Genomic DNA, 18,300 nt, shown 5'->3' with positions numbered 1-18,300 from the left:
TTTTTCCCTCCTCGCTTTCTTTAAATACTATTCAGGACTTCCGCGATATGAAGCACTCTCACCGGTTGCCCCTTCCTTTGGATCCGTCCGCCGATATTCATCAAACATCCTGCATCCCCGCCTATTAAAAAATCAGCGCCGGTGGCTTCAATATTGCAGACCTTCTCCTCGACCATTTGCCCGGAAATGTCCCCCATCTTAACCGAAAAGGTCCCCCCGAACCCGCAGCAGTTTTGGGCATCTGGAAGTGGTGTCATTTCCAGCCCCCTGACATGGCTTAACAAAATGGCAGGTGCTTCCTTCACCTTAAGCAGCCGTGTCATATGGCATGAAGTATGATAAGTTGCCTTTCCCTTAAGGGTCGCCCCGACATCGGTCACTTTTAAGACATCCACGATGAATTGGGTCAATTCATATGTTTTAGCCGCTAATGATTCCGCCCTCTTTTCCCATTCGGCATCGCCTTTGAAAAGGACCGGATATTCTTTGAACATCGCTGCGCAGGAACCGGAAGGGGTTACGATGTATTCAGCATCCGCGAACGTTTTAATCATCTTTTTCATAGCTTCCTTCGATTCCTTCGTATACCCGCTATTATATGCGGGCTGTCCGCAGCATATCTGGGACTCCGGGAAATCGATCTCACAGCCTAATCTCTCGAGTAGCTCCACTGTCGCTTTGCCGACATTGGATTGAAACAAATCCACTAAACATGTTGCAAAGAGAGTAACTTTCAATTTGAACTCCTCCTTATCCAAATAGGTTAACAGGTCATCTGATGACTAGAAAATGGAAAAAGGAAATGGTTAAGAGAATATACCAATTTCCAAGATTTTTTAAATGAAGTAATCGTTTTCAAAATAATATATCAATTTAATCCTTTTTTGTATAGGGTATTTTTGAAATTTAAAGGATGGTCAACTCTAATTTTGCTGATTTTTTTGGATGACCCGGTCCAGTGATTCCTCGACACTTTGAAGGTGAAACAGCATGGCACTGCGCGCTCCATCTTCATCCTTTGCCACGATTGCATCATGAATCCGGACATGCTGCTGGTAAAGCTGCTTAAGTGTCATTTCTTCGGAATAAAGCGCTATCCGGCGGATATCACCCATCTTTTCCGTCATTAATTCTGAAACGTGGTTCATCAATGTAATCAGCAGTTCATTTTGTGATGCATTTGCCACTGCAACATGGAAGGCGATATCTGCTTTATCACTGAGTTCTTCATCGTCGGATACCTTTTCCATATTAAAAAGACTTTCCTTGAGTTCGATAAGGTTTTCTTCCGTTCTCATCTTCGCTGCCACTTCTGCCGTACCGGACTCAAGTATTTTCCGGACTTCCAGTAAATGCTTGATATTGGCTTGATCCATCAAAAGGGCGGCAGACAAGGGATGGTTCATGATGGTGGGGTCGAAGGTTTTGACGAATGTTCCTTCACCTTGTTTTATTTCAATAAGACCCATTGAACTCAATGCACTTAATGCTTCGCGGATGGCCGGGCGCCCGACTTGGAAATTTTCCGCAAGCTGCTGAATGGAATCCAATTGTTCACCTGGTTTCAGGCTGCCTGACCGAATCATTTCATAAAGTTCATCGCTGACTTCTTCATAAATTTTTTTCGGCTTTATTTTTTTATATACCAAGTAGTAGCACCTCTATTTTCTATGAGTTTCTCTGGTTAATATTATATAACACAAATGATCTTTGACACTTCCAGAAGGTTAAAAAATCAACAAAAAATAAAAAAAATCTTGATTTTATATTTTTAATCATTTAATTTTAATGAGTACTCATCAAGTCATCTGATGACTTAGAATTTTCAGATATGTAAGGGGTTTCAATTAGCGGTTGATTTCTGAATTATTTAAAAAATTTATAGAAAATGGAGTCGAAATGAATGACATGGACACAAAACTTTACGCCGATCACCGATAATTTAGTTTTATCATCTCTTGCCGCACTCATTCCAATTTTTTACTTTTTTTGGGCACTTACCATCAAACGGATGAAAGGTTACATTGCAGGTATAACCACGTTGCTTGTAGCTCTTGCAGTGGCTGTATTGATATATGGAATGCCTACAGGAAAAGCAGTGATGTCCGCTTCACAAGGAGCCGTATATGGGCTGCTCCCAATCGGATGGATAATCATCACTTCCGTATTTTTGTACAAAATGACTGTTAAAAGCGGACAATTCAATATCATTCGTTCTTCGGTGCTTTCGCTTACGGAAGACCGCCGCCTCCAGGCATTATTGGTGGCATTTTCTTTCGGGGCCTTTTTAGAAGGTGCCGCGGGATTTGGGGCACCAGTTGCCATTTCAGCCGCGCTTTTGGTCGGTCTTGGATTTAACCCGCTATATGCAGCCGGGATTTGTTTGATCGCGAATACCGCTCCGGTAGCATTCGGGGCGGTTGGAATACCGATCATCGCCATGGAAGGCCCGACTGGCATAGCCGCCATGGAGATTTCAAAAATGGTCGGCCGCCAATTGCCATTCCTTTCGGCTTTCATTCCGCTATATCTCATATTAATAATGACTGGGTGGAAAAGGTCACTTGAAGTCTTGCCGGCAATATTGGTTTCCGGATTTTCCTTTGCCATCACACAGTACTTAAGTTCAAATTTTCTTGGGCCAGAATTACCGGACATCCTTTCCGCGTTAGTGTCACTATTTGCATTGGCAATTTTCCTTAAATTCTGGAAACCTAAAACGATCTTTCGCTTTGCATCCGAGGAAACGGCAGCAGCCGTCGAACCTTTATATACGGCAGAAGCGGAGACAAAATACACGAAATGGCAAATATTCCATGCTTGGTCACCATTCCTTCTGTTAACGCTTTTCATAACAATATGGGGGATGAACCCAATAAAGCCGGCACTCTCAGGGCATTATGAAGGCAACAATGCGTTGCTTGGCGGAATCAATGAAATCGGGAAACTATTAACCTTCCAAATCGAAGTCCCAGGTCTGCATAATGCGATAATCGGAAGCGATGGATTGCCGATTGCGGCTTTCTATAAAATAGAACTGCTCGGAGCGGCCGGGACTGCGATTTTACTGGCTGCCATCGTAACGAAGTTCATCGCACACATGTCTGCAAAAGACGTTTATAGCACCTTTGTTGAAGCGATGAAAGAGTTGGCAAAACCAATCTTGATGATTTCTGCCGTGGTGGCTTTTGCCTATGTAACGAATTCTTCAGGTATGTCGACAACATTAGGGATGACCCTTGCAAAATCGGGTGATTTATTTCCGTTCTTCGCACCGGTTCTCGGCTGGCTGGGTGTGTTCATTACCGGCTCGGATACATCAGCCAACCTCTTATTTGGCAGTCTGCAAAAAGTGACCGCACTTAAAGTGGGGATGGAGCCGGTCTTGGCACTTGGGGCGAATTCTTCCGGAGGGGTCACCGGAAAGATGATTTCCCCCCAATCGATAGCGATTGCATGTGCTGCCGTTGGATTGGCGGGCAGGGAATCGGAATTATTGAGATTCACGCTCAAACATAGTTTATTTTTATTGCTGCTTGTTTGTGTGATTACCTTCTTGCAAAATGGCGTCCTTTCCTGGATGATTCCATAAGTAGAATGAGGCTCCCTTTTCATAGGGGAGCCTCGAAATATTTTCAAGGCCAATCAAAAAAGGAGGACATATCATGCAATTGACAGCTGTGGCAGGAAAATTGGTTCATGAGGTTCGGAAACTGATTGATGAGGAAATCATCATTATTGATCATGCTGGCACGATTATCGCCAGCACCGATAACAGCCGTATTGGAGCTTATCATGAAGGAGCTATCCACGCTTTCAACAATCGTGAGAAATTGATCATCAATAAACAGGATGAACGAAGTTGGAAAGGAGTGAAGGCAGGTATAAATCTACCTATTTTCTTCAACCAGGAAGCAGTTTGTGTCATTGGAATTACAGGCGACCCCAAACATGTTTCCCCCTATGCGGAACTTTTAAAAAAGATGACGGAGATGTTCATTCAGGAAAGCTATCATATCGAACAAGCAGAATCCCAATCACGTCTGATGGAATTCTTTGTATTTGAATGGCATCAGCTGGAGACGTTCAATGAGCTTTTCCTTCAGAAGGCCAAGTTGCTTGGGGTCGATGTTCATGCAGACCGGATCATCACCCTTGGTGAATTTAAGACTGAGGAAATCATTGAACCTCATGTGTGGAGAACGCTTCAGATATACATAAGACAGCAGCATCCCAATGACATCGCAGTCCGATGGGGGAGGAACCAATTCGTCATTCTTTCTATAGCCGATTTCATCGGTACAAAAATCCAGCAATTAAAGAAATTAAGTAAACTCCAAAAAAAGCTGGAAGAGAGTTCGGGTTATAAAGTGTGTGCAGGAGTTAGTTCGCGTGCATCGGGATCCGCTTTCAGGTCAGCGTTTTTTAAAGCGGAACGTTCTTTGAAAATCGCGCTTCCTTCATCGGGGATCATATTAGACGAGGACTTGAAGCTTGAGGTCCTGCTTGATGAAGTTACAGCTGAAACAAGACAGGAATATTTATCCCGGACGATTCAGGAGTTGCTTCCTAATGAGGAGCTGCTTAAAACCCTTTCCATGTATTTTGCATGTGATCTATCCTTAAAGGAGACCGCTAGAGCCCTGCATATCCATATCAATACCCTCCATTACAGGCTCAAGCGCATAGAAGATTTGACCCGCCTGAATCCCAGGAAGCTAGACGATTTAGTCACTATGTATCTAGCATTAAGTATATTGGATAAACATACAAATTAATTCTATGGAAAGCTCTAAATTCTATATGTTCATACATAGATGATTGAGTGTTTTCTTTCTTATACTTACATCATATAAAATATCTCGAATTTCCTATGTTTATATGAGGAGGATGTACATGTTAACAAAACAGGTTAAGCAGCTACTTCTTACCATCGTCGGTCAGGAGAATTTCGATGACTCGAAAGTGGAATGTCTAGTCTATTCATATGATGCAACGCCAGGGTTTCAAGCGATGCCTGATGCTGTCATTAAACCGGGCTGCACAGCTGAAATCGCAGCCATCGTCAAAGTTTGCAATGAATACCATGTTCCGATCGTTCCACGCGGGTCTGGGACGAATTTAAGCGGAGGCACTTGCCCGACAGAGGGGGGGCTTGTGCTTTTATTCAATCGAATGAATTCATTACTTGAAATAGATGAGGAGAACTTAACGGCGACCGTACAGCCTGGGCTTATCACATTGGACTTGATTTCAGCAGTTGAAGAAAAGGGATTGTTTTATCCGCCGGATCCCAGTTCGATGAAAATCTCCACTATTGGCGGAAACATTAATGAGAACTCTGGTGGACTGCGAGGATTAAAGTACGGAGTCACCCGTGATTATGTCATCGGGCTAGAAGTGGTCCTTCCGAATGGGGACATCATTCGAACAGGGGGCAAGCTTGCCAAAGATGTAGCCGGATATGATTTAACGAAACTTTTTGTCGGGTCAGAAGGGACCTTGGGCATCGTAACGGAAGCGATCTTAAAGCTGATCCCAATGCCGGAAACGACAAAGACGATGCTTGCCTTATATCAAGATCTGGATGCTGCAGCCCAGTCAGTGGCCAAGATCATTTCAAATAAAATCATTCCAGTTACATTGGAATTTCTGGATCGGCCGACGTTGATCGTGGTTGAGGACTTCGCGAAAATCGGTTTGCCCACCAATGTGGAAGCCGTCCTGCTGATTGAACAAGATGGTCCGCCTGAAGTGGTGGAACGTGATATGAAAAGGATGGCCGATATTTGTCTACAGGAAAAGGCGGTTTCAGTGGAAATTGCCGAAACGGAATCTGACGCTGCCGCCTTGAAAACCGCAAGACGGACAGCCCTCTCTGCACTGGCACGCCTCAAGCCGACGACCATTTTGGAGGATGCCACCGTTCCACGGTCGGAAATTGCCAAGATGGTTAAGGCGATTAATGAGATTGCTGTCAAGCATAACGTGGACATTTGCACTTTCGGCCATGCTGGGGATGGGAACCTGCATCCAACGTGCATTACCGACGCTCGTGATCATGAGGAAATGGAGAGAGTGGAGCTCGCTTTTGCCGACATTTTTGCCGCGGCTATCGACCTTGGCGGGACGATTACCGGTGAACATGGTGTAGGGGCGATGAAGGCCCCTTATCTTGAATGGAAGCTGAAGAAAGAAGGGATTGATGCCATGAGAGCGATTAAACAAGCTTTCGATCCCAATAACATCATGAATCCCGGCAAAGTATTTGCCAAGGAAACCAGGAAAAGGGTGGTGGTTTCTTCATGACGACAGTTCAGGAAAGGGAAACCATCGCCATGCAATTCGCTGAAAAAATGAATGAAGATGAATTGTTGAATTGTATGCGCTGCGGCTTTTGCTTACCCCACTGCCCGACATATATGGAATCGGGGCTGAAGGAATCCCATTCGCCAAGGGGCCGGATTGCACTTATGAAAGCGGTGGCGGATGGTGTGATTGAGCCCGATGAGGATGTAGAACGTTCATTGAGTCTTTGCCTCGGCTGCAGGGCTTGTGAACCTGTGTGTCCTTCAGGTGTGAAATATGGACATCTTCTTGAAGAAGCAAGGGATATCATCCATCAGAATAAAAAGCATAGTTACCCTGTAAAAACGATCCGCAAGGCCGTTTTTAGTGGGTTATTCCCGCACCAGGAGCGAATGCAGGCCATGACGAGCTTGCTTGGCTTCTATCAGAGATCAGGTCTGCAATACATGGCCCGAAAAACGGGAGTCCTCAACATGCTTCCGAATAATTTGGCAACCATGGAAAAGGTGCTGCCGAAAGTCCCGAAAAAATCAGAAATGAAAAATAGGCCAACCGGGCTGCCTGCAATCGGAACCCCGCTCAAAAAGGTGGCTTTCTTTTCCGGCTGCTTGATGGATACCATGTTTTTGGAAACGAACAAGGCCACACTAAAACTTCTTCAGCTGGCAGGATGTGAAATCGTGATTCCGAAATCCCAGGCATGTTGCGGGGCGCTGCATGGGCACAGTGGTGAAAAAGCAGGTGCAAAGCAACTGGCCAAGCGTAATATAGAAGCTTTTGAAGCGGAGGAAGTTGATTATATCATTACGAATGCCGGCGGCTGTGGAGCTTTTCTCATAGATTATGACCATTTGCTCCAAGCTGAACCGGAATGGCATGACCGTGCAGTTGCATTTAAAAATAAGTTGAAAGATATCAGCGAGATACTTGTTGATTTGCGTTTCCAGGAAAAGGTTCGCTTAAAACTGCCGGCTCAATCGGTAACTTTTCAGGATTCCTGTCATTTACGGAATGTGATGAACACCTCCTTGGCTCCGCGAATTCTCCTTCAATCGATAGAAGGAATCGACTTCAGGGAAATGAAGGATGCGGATCGGTGCTGTGGCTCCGCAGGGATTTATAATATTGTTGAATCAGAGATGTCCATGAATATCCTCGACTCCAAAATGGAACACACGAAATCGACTCAGGCCGATATTGTTGTCACGGCAAACCCTGGCTGTCTATTGCAAATGCAATTGGGGATCGAGAGGGAAAACTTGGGAGAATGTACGAAAGCGGTGCATATAGCGGACCTGCTAATAAAGGCTGTGGCATTATAATAGAAGAAAAAAAATGAAATAGAATTATTTGGCTAAACATTACATTTTTATAAATGGGGAAACCCTTGAAAAGTCTGGATTTCAATTGAAAAAGCGTTCTGTGTCGAGAACAATTTGTAAATGATATAACATAAATGAAATATTCATTCCTCGTTTACTTAGGTTCATAGCGGGTAGAGTTTATACATAGCATCCACTAAACGAAACAACAAAACCTAAGGAGGAATGTAAAATGAATAAAACAGTATATGGAGTATATGAATCAAATGCAGAAGTGATCCAGGCAATTAATGCACTTAAAGCAAAGGGCTTTGAAGGGGACGATATAACGGTCGTCGCAGACAAGGAAGAAACATTGGATTTCACGAACACTCAACGTGAAACGGATGTTCATACAATGACGAATGTTCCTAACGACGAATCATTTATGGACAAGGTGGCACGTTTCTTCATGCCGGATGATACGGCAGACCTTTCAACAAGATTGGCGAATGCAGGCCTTTCGAATAGTGAAGCGGCTGAACATGTCTTTGATGTAGAAAATGGAAAAGTCCTGGTTCTGGTAGAAGAAGGTGAAGGCCATCTTGGAACGGCAAGAGATAAATTCACGACCGGAAATATGGATACTGCCGCTACACGGCTTGATACAAATTCCACCAACCAACTATATAATGGCACTGAAAAAACCGATGCATTAAATAAAGAAGGTGTTTATGGAGTCAACGGACAAGGCCGTGAATTGCCAGAGGATGAAAGGACGCTTACACTTCGGGAAGAACAGCTGAACATTGACAAAGAAAGAGTTCAGACAGGAGAAGTCGTCATTAACAAAGAAGTCAATGAACAGCATAAAACGATTAATGTCCCTGTTGAACACGAAGAAGTGACAGTCGAGCATAGATCAGATTCAGGACGTGAAGCGAACCTGGAAACCGGAAGCATTGAAGATGGGAAAACATTACGGATCCCCGTAGTTGAAGAAAAATTGGAAGTTTCGAAAAAGCCGGTCGTCACAGATGAAATTGTCATCAAGAAACATGCTGTACAAGAAACGGAACAAGTTCAGGATACTCTTAAAAAGGAAGATATCCAGCTTGATAGTACAGATGAATCAATCGTAAATGAGAAAAAGGCAACTGAACGTAGAACCGACCGCTTCTAAAGGTGAAGAAAAAAGCCTGCAGTTTTTAAAACTGCAGGCTTCTTTTGGGTCTAAAAGACTGATTAAAGGTACGAGCCTAGGGAAGGCAAACCTTTTTGTTTAATTGGCACCCATCAGGGTATAAATACACATAAGAAGAAATATCGGAATAATAGGAGGAGGAAGATGCATGGGAAAAACATTATATGGTGTTTTTAATACGGAAAGAGAAATAATCCAGGCTATTCAATCCCTCAAGGAAAAGGGGGTCCATGAAGGGGAAATAACGGTAATGGCTGATAAGAAAGAAGAATTGGATTTCGTCAATCAAAAGCGTGATCCGGATGTCGACGTCGTTACTAACTCTAACGAGGATTCCTTCATTGATAAGATGAAACACTTTTTCCTGAATGAGGGTTCTGAAGATATAAGGAACCGACTAGGTGAGTTAGGGCTTGCTGATAGTGAAGCCACCGCTTATATAAATGAAGTGGAGGCTGGAAAATTCCTGATTCTGTTAGATGAATCGGAAACCGTAACAGCACGGGAGAGCATAACTTCCAATCGCATGGAGGAAACGGACGAACCTGCAGAGAATCCGCTTAAAACAGGGGTGGTGAACAATCCGGACCCGAACCTTTTTCCTGAAACAACTGCAAATGCCTATCAAACAGGGGAAGTGGAGGCACAGCCAGGAAGAAGCGAAGAACTCCATGGGAATTCTGCGAACATCTTTGGAAATGAAGAGCTGGATACAAAGCGAGCTCAAGAAAGGGAAATCTGGGGGAACTCCACAGAAAAATTCAAGAAGAAAAAACCAGGGAATAATGAAGGAACACTAGCAAGCGACCCTCATGCAGACCCGTTTTCTGCTGATACTGATAAAGCCCTTGATGCACAAGGATCACTGGATCGGACCGAGAGCCTGAATGCCAGCGGGCAGCAAGAGGAAGGCTTGCAGGATGAATACATCAAAAATCGAATTAATACCGACAATCTGTAATACGCAAAATAACTGCCTGCACAAGGCTGTTCAGACTGTAGACAAACTAGATGAAAATCGAGTTTGTCTGCAGTTTCTTTATGGCTTGTAAAATTGGGACGTTGATTTCCATTCCAGGCATTCGCTTTACGCGGGGTCTCCCTTTGATAGAAATCATACATGATGAGTTGAAGATATTGCTTTGGTTCAGTTGGTTCGTTTGATGAAGGATATATTTTTCGAACCCTTTTTATCTGCAAACTGAACCAGGCTGTTTTTTTTAAAAAAACCTTTAGGCAAAGGGTTCCCTTGTTCATTAGTCAGGAATTCTCAATAGACTATTTGCTTGTTTATTGTTAAAGCTGCAAGGTATAATGACAAAGGTATTATTTTAAGTAGAGTAACAAGGAGGGGGAGAAACATGGAAAAAAACGTATATGGTGTTTTTGACTCTAATCCGGAACTACTTGCTGCAATTCAAGACTTAAAAGCTAAAGGCGTATCTGGCACCCAAATGACAGTAGCAGCTAATATAAAAAATAATGTGCAGCTTGGAAATGAACATACGGATATACTGATCATCGCCAATCAGGATAAGGAGGACACTCTTTTTTTAAGAATCTTCCACTACTTCACAGATGAAGGATCTGGAGATTTACGCAGCTTTTTCACGAAATACGGCTACTCTTATGATGAGACAAAAGCGATGCTCGAAGAAGTGAGCGCAAAAAAATTCATCTTGCTGCTTGATGAAGAAGTCTCCATCGAAGAACTGAAGGCTTGCGAAGCGAAATCAAAAAAATAACAGCCTTTGAAGGCTGTTATTTTTTTAATCCTGCTTCAAGGGCAGTGATCATTTCCTGTTTTTCCTGCTCAGATGAATTTTGCCAGATGACCTCGAATAAGACTCCCAATCCAGGTAGCATTTTTTCCTCGCCATTTTGTATGGCATCGACAATCGTGTCTTCCAACTGATCTTGCGAATTTCCAGATACATTTTGGATGATCGCATTACGTAAGTTTAAATTCATAATTATTCCTCCTCTAACACATAATGACTGACATTAATAGCATTTCACAAACTCACATGCAATATGTATGTGAATTGCGTTATAATAGGAAAATCAGTGTGAAGTTAAAGGAGCGTTTACCCTTGAAATATATTGAATCCGTAAAAAACCCGCAAGTTAAGCAATGGAAAAAACTTTTGACGAAAAAAGAACGAGATAAAACAGGTAAATATTTAGTCGAGGGTTTTCACCTAGTTGAAGAAGCCTTAAAAGAAGAAATCGTCTTGGAAGTGATCATCAATGAAGAAACTGAAATGCCTGCACATTTTAAGGTGGAAGGCACAGAACTCATTTATGTGAAAAATGATATTATGAAGGCGATTTGTGATACCGAAGCCCCGCAGGGAATTGCTGCTGTTTGTGAACAGAAATCAACGAGCATGGCGTCCATCAATCCGGATAAACTTTTGTTGATCGATGCTGTACAAGATCCGGGGAATATTGGAACGATGATCAGGACAGCGGATGCAGCTGGAATCGATGCAGTCATACTTGGCGAAGGGTGTGCTGACTTGTATAATCCCAAAGTGGTCCGTTCGACGCAAGGGAGCCTCTTTCATATGCCTGTCATTAAAGGGAACCTTTTCGAAATCATCGATGAGCTGAAGGAAAGCGGCACACCGGTATATGGCACGGCATTAGAAGGCGCATCGCCATTTGAAGAAGTGGAAAAGTCTTCCCGGTTTGCCTTGTTGGTCGGTAATGAAGGCCAAGGAGTATCGAAGGAATTACTGGAGAAAACGACTAAAAACCTTTATATTCCCATCTACGGAAAAAGCGAATCATTGAATGTGGGGATCGCTGCCGGGATTTTAATGTACTATTTACGAAAATCGATTTGAAACGGCCGAAGAATTATAATATAATAAAACAGAATTTTATAATGAAAACAACGATGACAAAGAGTAGTAGCTTAAGTTAACCATATCCAGGGAAAAAATGCCTTGACTGAAAGCATTTTTATGGCACTGCTTAAGGGAATTCACCTTTCGAGTTGGCATTGGGAAGACATGATGTCCGAAAAATGTTCCGGTGAAGAGCCGTTATTTTTAATGAAGTGAGTGCAGAAGTTTTTTTGTTCGTGCACTAATAAGGGTGGTACCGCGATACATAAACCTCGTCCCTTTAGGGATTGGGGTTTTTTTGTGTTCATTTTTACAAAAGGAAAATAAAGGAGGAAGACATGATGCAGGAACGTTTACTAGAACTGCAGGAAGAAGCGTTGCAAAAAGTTGCCGCCGCTTCCGAATTAAAAGAACTGAATGAAGTCCGAGTTGCTTATTTAGGGAAAAAAGGGCCAATCACTGAGGTATTACGCGGCATGGGTAAATTATCTGCCGAAGAACGCCCGAAAATCGGGGCACTGGCCAATGATGTAAGGGAAGCGATCGCAACAAAGATCGAGGAGAAACAAAAAGCACTAGAAACTGCGGCAGTCAATGCAAAGCTAGCAACTGAAACGATTGACGTCACACTTCCTGGACGTCCGGTTAACAAGGGGAATCTACACCCATTAACACGTGTCGTGGAAGAAATCGAAGACTTATTCATCGGTATGGGTTATACCGTTGCGGAAGGTCCTGAAGTCGAAAGCGACTACTACAACTTCGAGGCACTTAACTTGCCAAAAAGCCATCCGGCACGTGATATGCAGGATTCCTTCTACATAACGGATGAAATCCTGATGCGTACACACACTTCACCTGTTCAAGCCAGAACGATGGAAAAACATAAAGGGCAAGGTCCTGTTAAAATCATTTGCCCAGGAAAAGTATATCGCCGTGATAACGATGATGCTACACACTCCCATCAATTCCAGCAAATTGAGGGCTTGGTCATTGATGAGAACATCAGCATGAGCGACCTGAAAGGAACGCTGGACGTATTTGCGAAAAAAGTATTCGGGCAAGACCGAGAAATCCGTCTTCGTCCAAGTTTCTTCCCATTTACGGAGCCTTCCGTCGAAGTGGATATTTCTTGTAAAATCTGTGGTGGTAAAGGCTGCAGCGTATGTAAACAAACAGGCTGGATCGAAGTGCTTGGCGGCGGGATCGTTCATCCGAACGTCCTTGAAATGGCTGGCTTCGATTCCAAGAAATACTCTGGATTCGCATTTGGAATCGGCGTGGAACGGATTGCCATGTTGAAGTACGGTGTGGATGATATCCGTCATTTCTATACGAATGATGTTCGATTCTTAAAACAATTCAACCATCACGAAGCATAAATTTTTATTTTAAAAAGGAGGACCTACCATGTTTGTGTCATATAAATGGTTACAAGATTATGTTGACCTTTCAGGCATCAATGCGACGGAGCTAGCTGACAAAATCACGAAAAGCGGCATTGAGGTTGAAGGGGTGGAAAAGAAAAGTGAAGGGCTAAAAGGGGTCGTCATCGGGCATGTCATTGAACGTGAACAGCATCCAAATGCGGATAAATTGAATAAATGCCAAGTTGATATCGGGGCCGAAAATCCCGTTCAGATCATCTGTGGAGCACCGAATGTCGATAAAGGCCAAAAGGTCGCAGTCGCTACTGTTGGCGCAGTCCTTCCAGGTAATTTCAAAATCAAGAAAGCGAAACTTCGTGGAGAGGAATCGCACGGGATGATTTGCTCGCTTCAGGAATTGGGCTTCGAATCCAAGCTCGTTTCCAAGGATTATGCTACAGGTATCTTCGTCTTCCCTAATGATGTGGAAGTAGGGAAAGATGCATTGGAGGAACTTGGTCTAAGTGATGAAGTGCTGGAACTTGGGCTGACTCCAAACCGTTCCGACGCATTGAGCATGCTTGGTGTTGCATACGAAGTGGCAGCCATTCTAGGACGGGAAGTGAAATGGCCGGTTGTCGAGAAAGAAGAGGCAGCTGAAAAAGCAACTGATTATATCAGTGTCAAAGTTGAAGCGAAAGAAGATAACCCGATATACATTGCTAAAATCATCAAGGATGTCAAGATCGGACCCTCACCGCTTTGGATGCAGACTAGGTTGATGTCTGCAGGTATCCGACCTCATAATAATGTGGTGGATATCACGAACTACATTTTACTTGAATACGGCCAACCGCTCCATGCCTTTGATTATGACCGCTTTGGTTCAAAGGAAATCGTCATCCGCAGAGCGAAGGATGCTGAAAAAATCGTAACATTGGATGAAGCGGAACGCACTTTGACACCTGACCATTTAGTGATCACAAATGGCAGTGAGCCAGTAGCGATAGCTGGTGTGATGGGCGGAGCGGATTCCGAAGTGAAAAATGATACGACGAATATCATTATTGAAAGTGCATATTTTGCAGGTACAGTAGTTCGTAAAGCTTCAAAGGACCATGGATTACGCAGTGAAGCTAGTGCCCGCTTTGAAAAAGGTGTCGACCCGGCCCGTGTACGTGAAGCTGGAGAACGTGCTGCACAATTGATTGCACAATATGCAGGCGGAACAGTCTTACAAGGAGCAGCAGAAGTTGATGAATTGACAATGGAACCTGCGGTCATTAGCATCACTCTTGAAAAAATCAACACACTTCTTGGAACAAGCATGACCGTATCGGTTGTGGAATCGATCTTCAAACGTCTGCAATTTGGCGTTGAACTTGACAATGAAACATTCACAATCACAGTCCCGACGCGCCGTGGTGATATTACGATTGAAGCGGATTTAGTCGAAGAGGCTGCACGTTTATTTGGATATGATAACATTCCCGCTACACTGCCGATTGGTGCTGCAACCCCAGGCCAATTGACTGACTATCAAATTAAACGGCGGAAGGCACGCCGTACACTTGAAGGCGCAGGCCTTTATCAAGCGGTGACCTATTCACTGACAAGCCAGGAAAAAGCGTCCCAATTCGCATTGGAAGCAAGAGAATCCATTCGATTAGCAATGCCAATGAGTGAAGAAAGAAGCCAGCTGCGTTTAAGCATCGTGCCTCAATTGCTGGAAGTCGTGAAATATAACAATGCCCGCCAAATTGATTCACTGGCACTGTATGAAATCGGTTCGGTATTCTTTAAGCGTGATGAACAAGAACTGCCTGAAGAAAAAGAACATATTGCTGGAGCAATCACCGGCCTATGGGAGTCACATCTATGGCAAGGCGAAAAGAAACCAGTGGATTTCTTTGTAGCCAAAGGCGTGATCGAAGCATTATTCGACACACTTGGATTAGCTGATCAAATCAATTATCGCCAAGCTGAAATCAACGACATGCATCCAGGACGGACAGCGGAAGTACTATTGAATGGTGAAGTGATTGGCTTTATCGGCCAAGTGCACCCAACTGTCCAAAAAGACTTGGATATTAAAGAAACATACATTTTCGAACTTTCCTTAAAAGCATTGGCCGAAGCCGAAGTCGCGCCGATTGCGTACCAAACCATTCCGCGCTATCCATCAACCACACGCGATATCGCTCTAGTTGTGGATCAAGCTACGAAAGCCGGGGACATTCAGGATATTATTGAAGAAGCCGGTGGCAAACTGCTGAAAGAAGTAAGCATCTTCGACTTATACGAAGGTGAAAGAATGGAGGAAGGCAAGAAATCCATTGCCTACTCACTGAAATACTTCGACCCGGAACGTACTCTAACGGACGAGGACATTACAAAAGCACATGATAAAGTGCTTGAAGCCGTTAAAGAAAAAGCTGGCGCAGAACTAAGAGGATAAAACCAAAAAAACAGCTCCCTGACACATGGGGAGCTGTCTTTTTTTTGATTTTACGAGTGAAAGGAGCAAACTCACGAGTAAACGGTGCAATCTCACGAGTAAATGGCGTAAACTCACGAGTAAATGGTGCAAACTCACGAGTAAATGGCGTGAATTCACGAGTAAACGGTGCTATCTCACAAGTAAATGGCGTAAACTCACGAGTAAATCGTAAATTTACGAGTAAATAGCGTGAATTCACGAGTAAAAGGTGTAAACTCACGAGTAAACGGAGCAAACTCACGAGTAAACGGTGCAAACTCACGAGTAAACGGTGCTATCTCACAAGTAAATGGCGTAAACTCACGAGTAAATCGTAAATTCACGAGTAAACGGCGTAAACTCACGAGTAAATGGTGCAAACTCACGAGTAAATCGTAAATTTACAAGTAAATAGCGTGAATTCACGAGTAAATGGCGTAAACTCACGAGTAAATCGTAAATTTACGAGTAAACAGCGTGAATTCACGAGTAAACGGTGCTATCTCACAAGTAAACGGCGTAAACTCACGAGTAAATGGCGTAAACTCACGAGTAAACAGCGTGAATTCACGAGTAAACGGTGCTATCTCACAAGTAAACGGAGCAAACTCACGAGTAAATCGTAAATTTACGAGTAAATAGCGTGAATTCACGAGTAAATGGCGTAAACTCTCGAGTAAATGGTGCAAACTCACGAGTAAATCGTAAATTTACAAGTAAATAGCGTGAATTCACGAGTAAATGGCGTAACCTCACGAGTAAATCGTAAATTTACGAGTAAATAGCGTGAATTCACGAGAAAAAGGCGGCTGTTCCGGAAGGTCAGCCGCTTTCTTCTATTTTTGATATTTCTGTTGATATAGTCGCTTCGCTTTTTCTGTGTTGGCGAAGTGGGTTTTCGTGAATTCGTGTAATGAATCGATTCCTTTTTCATGAATCAATCTTGCGGCCGCTTCATCGACTGCAAATCCGGCACCTTTAGGAATTTTGAATCCGGCTTTTTCACTCAGCAAGTCAAAGCGTTTGACGAATGCATATCGGGCAATGATGGATGCGGCTGCTACTCCAAGATGAATGCCTTCCGCTTTTGTACATAGATAGGTGGCATTGGCCTGGAATAGTTCTTGGCCTTTGAGGTAATTGAAAAATACCTCTGGTTGAGCGAATTGATCAATAAGGACCGCTTCCGCTTGTTCCGGCTGGATTTTTTGCATGAGATTCTTGATTGCCTGGTTATGGAGGAGTGCCTTCATTTTTCCTTGTGACATTCCCTTTGCCTGCAGCGCATTATATTTCGGGTTGTCGCATGTGAGCAGGCTGAAGGGCACTACATCCTTAATCTGTTTGGCAATTTCGATGATCTGTGGATCTTTCAGATTTTTGGAATCCTGGACTCCAAGCTCCTTCAAGAGTGAGAGTTGTTCCTTTTTTGCATATACGGCTACGACGGTGATCGGGCCGAAATAGTCTCCTGTTCCGACCTCATCGGAACCGATCACTGACATGGTTCCGATATTTGCAGGCGGCGAATATCGATGGGCCTTGACTGATGCAGAGGATGCCGTTTTTTTCTTTTGAGCCGCAGCGGTGGTACCTTTTTGCCATTTTACCGCTTCTAGTTCGGCATTCTTACCTTGAAAAAGGACCTTCCCGGATTTATAGGCCGTCACCGTACATAGCGGCGGTTTTGCGGAAAAGATGCTCCCCGGCGGCAGCTTGGCGGCCAAGGATGAAGAATAATGGGACTTCATAGCCTTTATTTGTTCAGGACTGATAAGTAAAACAACATGGGACATAATGGGTTAGCTCCTAACTTCATTTTGTTTATTAGGTGATCTTCTTCCTAAATTCGCTTTCGTTTGACAAATTATTGAAATTTTTATGCGAGAAATGACGATGTACTCTCTTTCATGACGAAAAACTTCATGATATGATAGAATTAGGATTGTTTAGATTGGGGGCATCATTTTGTCAGACGATAAACGAAATAAAACAACAGTTGATATATACGGACAACCATATACAATCGTCGGCACAGAAAGCGCAAGTCATATGCGCCTGGTCGCTTCGATGGTTGACGAAAAAATGAGAGAGATCAGGATGAAAAATCCATACTTGGATACAAGCAAGCTAGCGGTACTAACGGCCGTGAATACCATCCACGAATATATTAAATTAAAAGATGAACTAGACCAGCTTCAACTGGAATTAAAGAGAGAGAAGGACTGAGTACATGCTTGATTTAGCAATTCTGGCCATTCTTTTAATCGGTTTATTAATCGGTTTAAAGCGTGGCTTCATTTTACAAATGGTTCATATGACAGGGTTCATTGTAGCCTTCATCGTCGCTTATGTATTTTACGGAGATCTTGCTCCCAATTTGAAATTGTGGATTCCGTTCCCAACGATGGGTGATTCCTCGACCCTTAATATGTTTTTCGATACAGTCGGGCTTGATACGGCGTATTACAATGCAATTGCCTTTGCAATCATTTTCTTTGCTGCCAAGATCCTTTGGCAAATGATAGGATCCATGCTCAATTTCATTACCCACCTACCGATATTAAAGCAGCTGAATCGCTGGGGTGGAGGGATATTGGGGTTTCTCGAAGTCTATCTTATCATGTTTATTATATTATATATAGCTGCCATGCTGCCAATGGATTCCATCCAGAAACCATTAACTGGCTCATTTTTGGCAGAATCGATCGTGAAACATACGCCGTTCCTTTCCGAGCAAGTGAAGGAACTTTGGTTTAATGATGTAAAACAATCTTAATGTCAG

The 18,300-nt window shown here is 43.4% G+C and carries 16 protein-coding genes and 1 other annotated feature; of the genes, 12 read left to right on the top strand and 4 right to left on the bottom strand.

The features are described from left to right. Window positions 1–20: 20 nt before the first annotated feature. Both MKY17_RS20285 and MKY17_RS20280 read right to left on the bottom strand, forming a co-directional pair. Window positions 21–737: a (Fe-S)-binding protein gene (locus MKY17_RS20285; RefSeq protein WP_141993887.1), complete on the bottom strand. Its 717-nt coding sequence runs from the start codon at window positions 735–737 to the stop codon at window positions 21–23. Between the two features lie 186 nt (window positions 738–923). Beyond that, window positions 924–1,649 (bottom strand): FadR/GntR family transcriptional regulator, encoded by a 726-nt coding sequence (locus MKY17_RS20280; RefSeq protein WP_098370009.1) that lies wholly within the window; start codon window positions 1,647–1,649, stop codon window positions 924–926. Window positions 1,650–1,903: 254 nt separating this feature from the next. On the opposite strand from MKY17_RS20280, the gene MKY17_RS20275 reads away from it, so the two are divergent. The 7 genes from MKY17_RS20275 to MKY17_RS20245 all read left to right on the top strand — a co-directional run bounded on the left by MKY17_RS20275 (window position 1,904) and on the right by MKY17_RS20245 (window position 10,559). Then, on the top strand, window positions 1,904–3,592 hold the full coding sequence (locus tag MKY17_RS20275) for a lactate permease LctP family transporter (RefSeq protein WP_339200503.1): 1,689 nt from the start codon (window positions 1,904–1,906) through the stop codon (window positions 3,590–3,592). Window positions 3,593–3,665: 73 nt separating this feature from the next. Then, complete coding sequence (locus tag MKY17_RS20270) at window positions 3,666–4,778, top strand: sugar diacid recognition domain-containing protein (protein ID WP_339200501.1); 1,113 nt, start codon at window positions 3,666–3,668, stop codon at window positions 4,776–4,778. A gap of 118 nt (window positions 4,779–4,896) precedes the next feature. Further along, a complete protein-coding gene (glcD, locus tag MKY17_RS20265) occupies window positions 4,897–6,309 on the top strand; it encodes a glycolate oxidase subunit GlcD (protein WP_098370012.1) in 1,413 nt (470 codons plus the stop codon). After that, window positions 6,306–7,631 (top strand): (Fe-S)-binding protein, encoded by a 1,326-nt coding sequence (locus MKY17_RS20260; RefSeq protein ID WP_144551157.1) that lies wholly within the window; start codon window positions 6,306–6,308, stop codon window positions 7,629–7,631. Before glcD ends, MKY17_RS20260 begins: the two co-directional genes overlap by 4 nt. A 232-nt stretch (window positions 7,632–7,863) precedes the next feature. Continuing rightward, window positions 7,864–8,793 (top strand): YsnF/AvaK domain-containing protein, encoded by a 930-nt coding sequence (locus MKY17_RS20255; protein ID WP_339200498.1) that lies wholly within the window; start codon window positions 7,864–7,866, stop codon window positions 8,791–8,793. 169 nt (window positions 8,794–8,962) lie between these two features. Further along, window positions 8,963–9,775, top strand: coding sequence for a general stress protein (locus tag MKY17_RS20250; RefSeq protein ID WP_098370015.1), 813 nt, complete (start codon window positions 8,963–8,965; stop codon window positions 9,773–9,775). Between the two features lie 400 nt (window positions 9,776–10,175). After that, entirely contained in the window at window positions 10,176–10,559 is a 384-nt protein-coding gene (locus tag MKY17_RS20245; RefSeq protein WP_098370016.1) for a general stress protein, read from the top strand. A 16-nt stretch (window positions 10,560–10,575) separates the two neighbouring features. On the opposite strand, the gene sspI is transcribed toward MKY17_RS20245, so the two are convergent. Then, the gene (sspI, locus tag MKY17_RS20240; RefSeq protein ID WP_061464325.1) at window positions 10,576–10,785 is read right to left on the bottom strand and encodes a small acid-soluble spore protein SspI; all 210 of its coding nucleotides are present in this window, start codon (window positions 10,783–10,785) and stop codon (window positions 10,576–10,578) included. A gap of 122 nt (window positions 10,786–10,907) precedes the next feature. On the opposite strand from sspI, the gene MKY17_RS20235 reads away from it, so the two are divergent. The 3 genes from MKY17_RS20235 (at window position 10,908) to pheT (ending at window position 15,494) form a co-directional block, all read left to right on the top strand. Further along, window positions 10,908–11,666 carry an RNA methyltransferase gene (locus MKY17_RS20235; RefSeq protein ID WP_098370017.1) on the top strand — a complete coding sequence of 253 codons (759 nt, stop codon included), beginning with the start codon at window positions 10,908–10,910 and terminating at the stop codon, window positions 11,664–11,666. A 44-nt stretch (window positions 11,667–11,710) separates the two neighbouring features. Continuing rightward, window positions 11,711–11,952, top strand: a binding site (T-box leader). Window positions 11,953–12,010: 58 nt separating this feature from the next. Next, on the top strand, window positions 12,011–13,051 hold the full coding sequence (pheS, locus tag MKY17_RS20230) for a phenylalanine--tRNA ligase subunit alpha (protein WP_098370018.1): 1,041 nt from the start codon (window positions 12,011–12,013) through the stop codon (window positions 13,049–13,051). 28 nt (window positions 13,052–13,079) lie between these two features. Then, window positions 13,080–15,494 (top strand): phenylalanine--tRNA ligase subunit beta, encoded by a 2,415-nt coding sequence (pheT, locus tag MKY17_RS20225; protein ID WP_339200493.1) that lies wholly within the window; start codon window positions 13,080–13,082, stop codon window positions 15,492–15,494. 857 nt (window positions 15,495–16,351) lie between these two features. Here the strand turns inward: pheT and rnhC are convergent. Next, window positions 16,352–17,311 carry a ribonuclease HIII gene (rnhC, locus tag MKY17_RS20220; protein ID WP_098370020.1) on the bottom strand — a complete coding sequence of 320 codons (960 nt, stop codon included), beginning with the start codon at window positions 17,309–17,311 and terminating at the stop codon, window positions 16,352–16,354. 172 nt (window positions 17,312–17,483) lie between these two features. On the opposite strand from rnhC, the gene zapA reads away from it, so the two are divergent. After that, window positions 17,484–17,744: a cell division protein ZapA gene (gene zapA / locus MKY17_RS20215; RefSeq protein WP_048678967.1), complete on the top strand. Its 261-nt coding sequence runs from the start codon at window positions 17,484–17,486 to the stop codon at window positions 17,742–17,744. A 4-nt stretch (window positions 17,745–17,748) separates the two neighbouring features. Beyond that, on the top strand, window positions 17,749–18,294 hold the full coding sequence (locus MKY17_RS20210; protein WP_098370021.1) for a CvpA family protein: 546 nt from the start codon (window positions 17,749–17,751) through the stop codon (window positions 18,292–18,294). Window positions 18,295–18,300: the final 6 nt, after the last annotated feature.

It is taken from the genome of Peribacillus sp. FSL P2-0133 (assembly GCF_037975445.1).
GTDB lineage: Bacteria > Bacillota > Bacilli > Bacillales > DSM-1321 > Peribacillus > Peribacillus simplex_E.
This window is presented reverse-complemented; position numbering and strand designations above follow the sequence as displayed.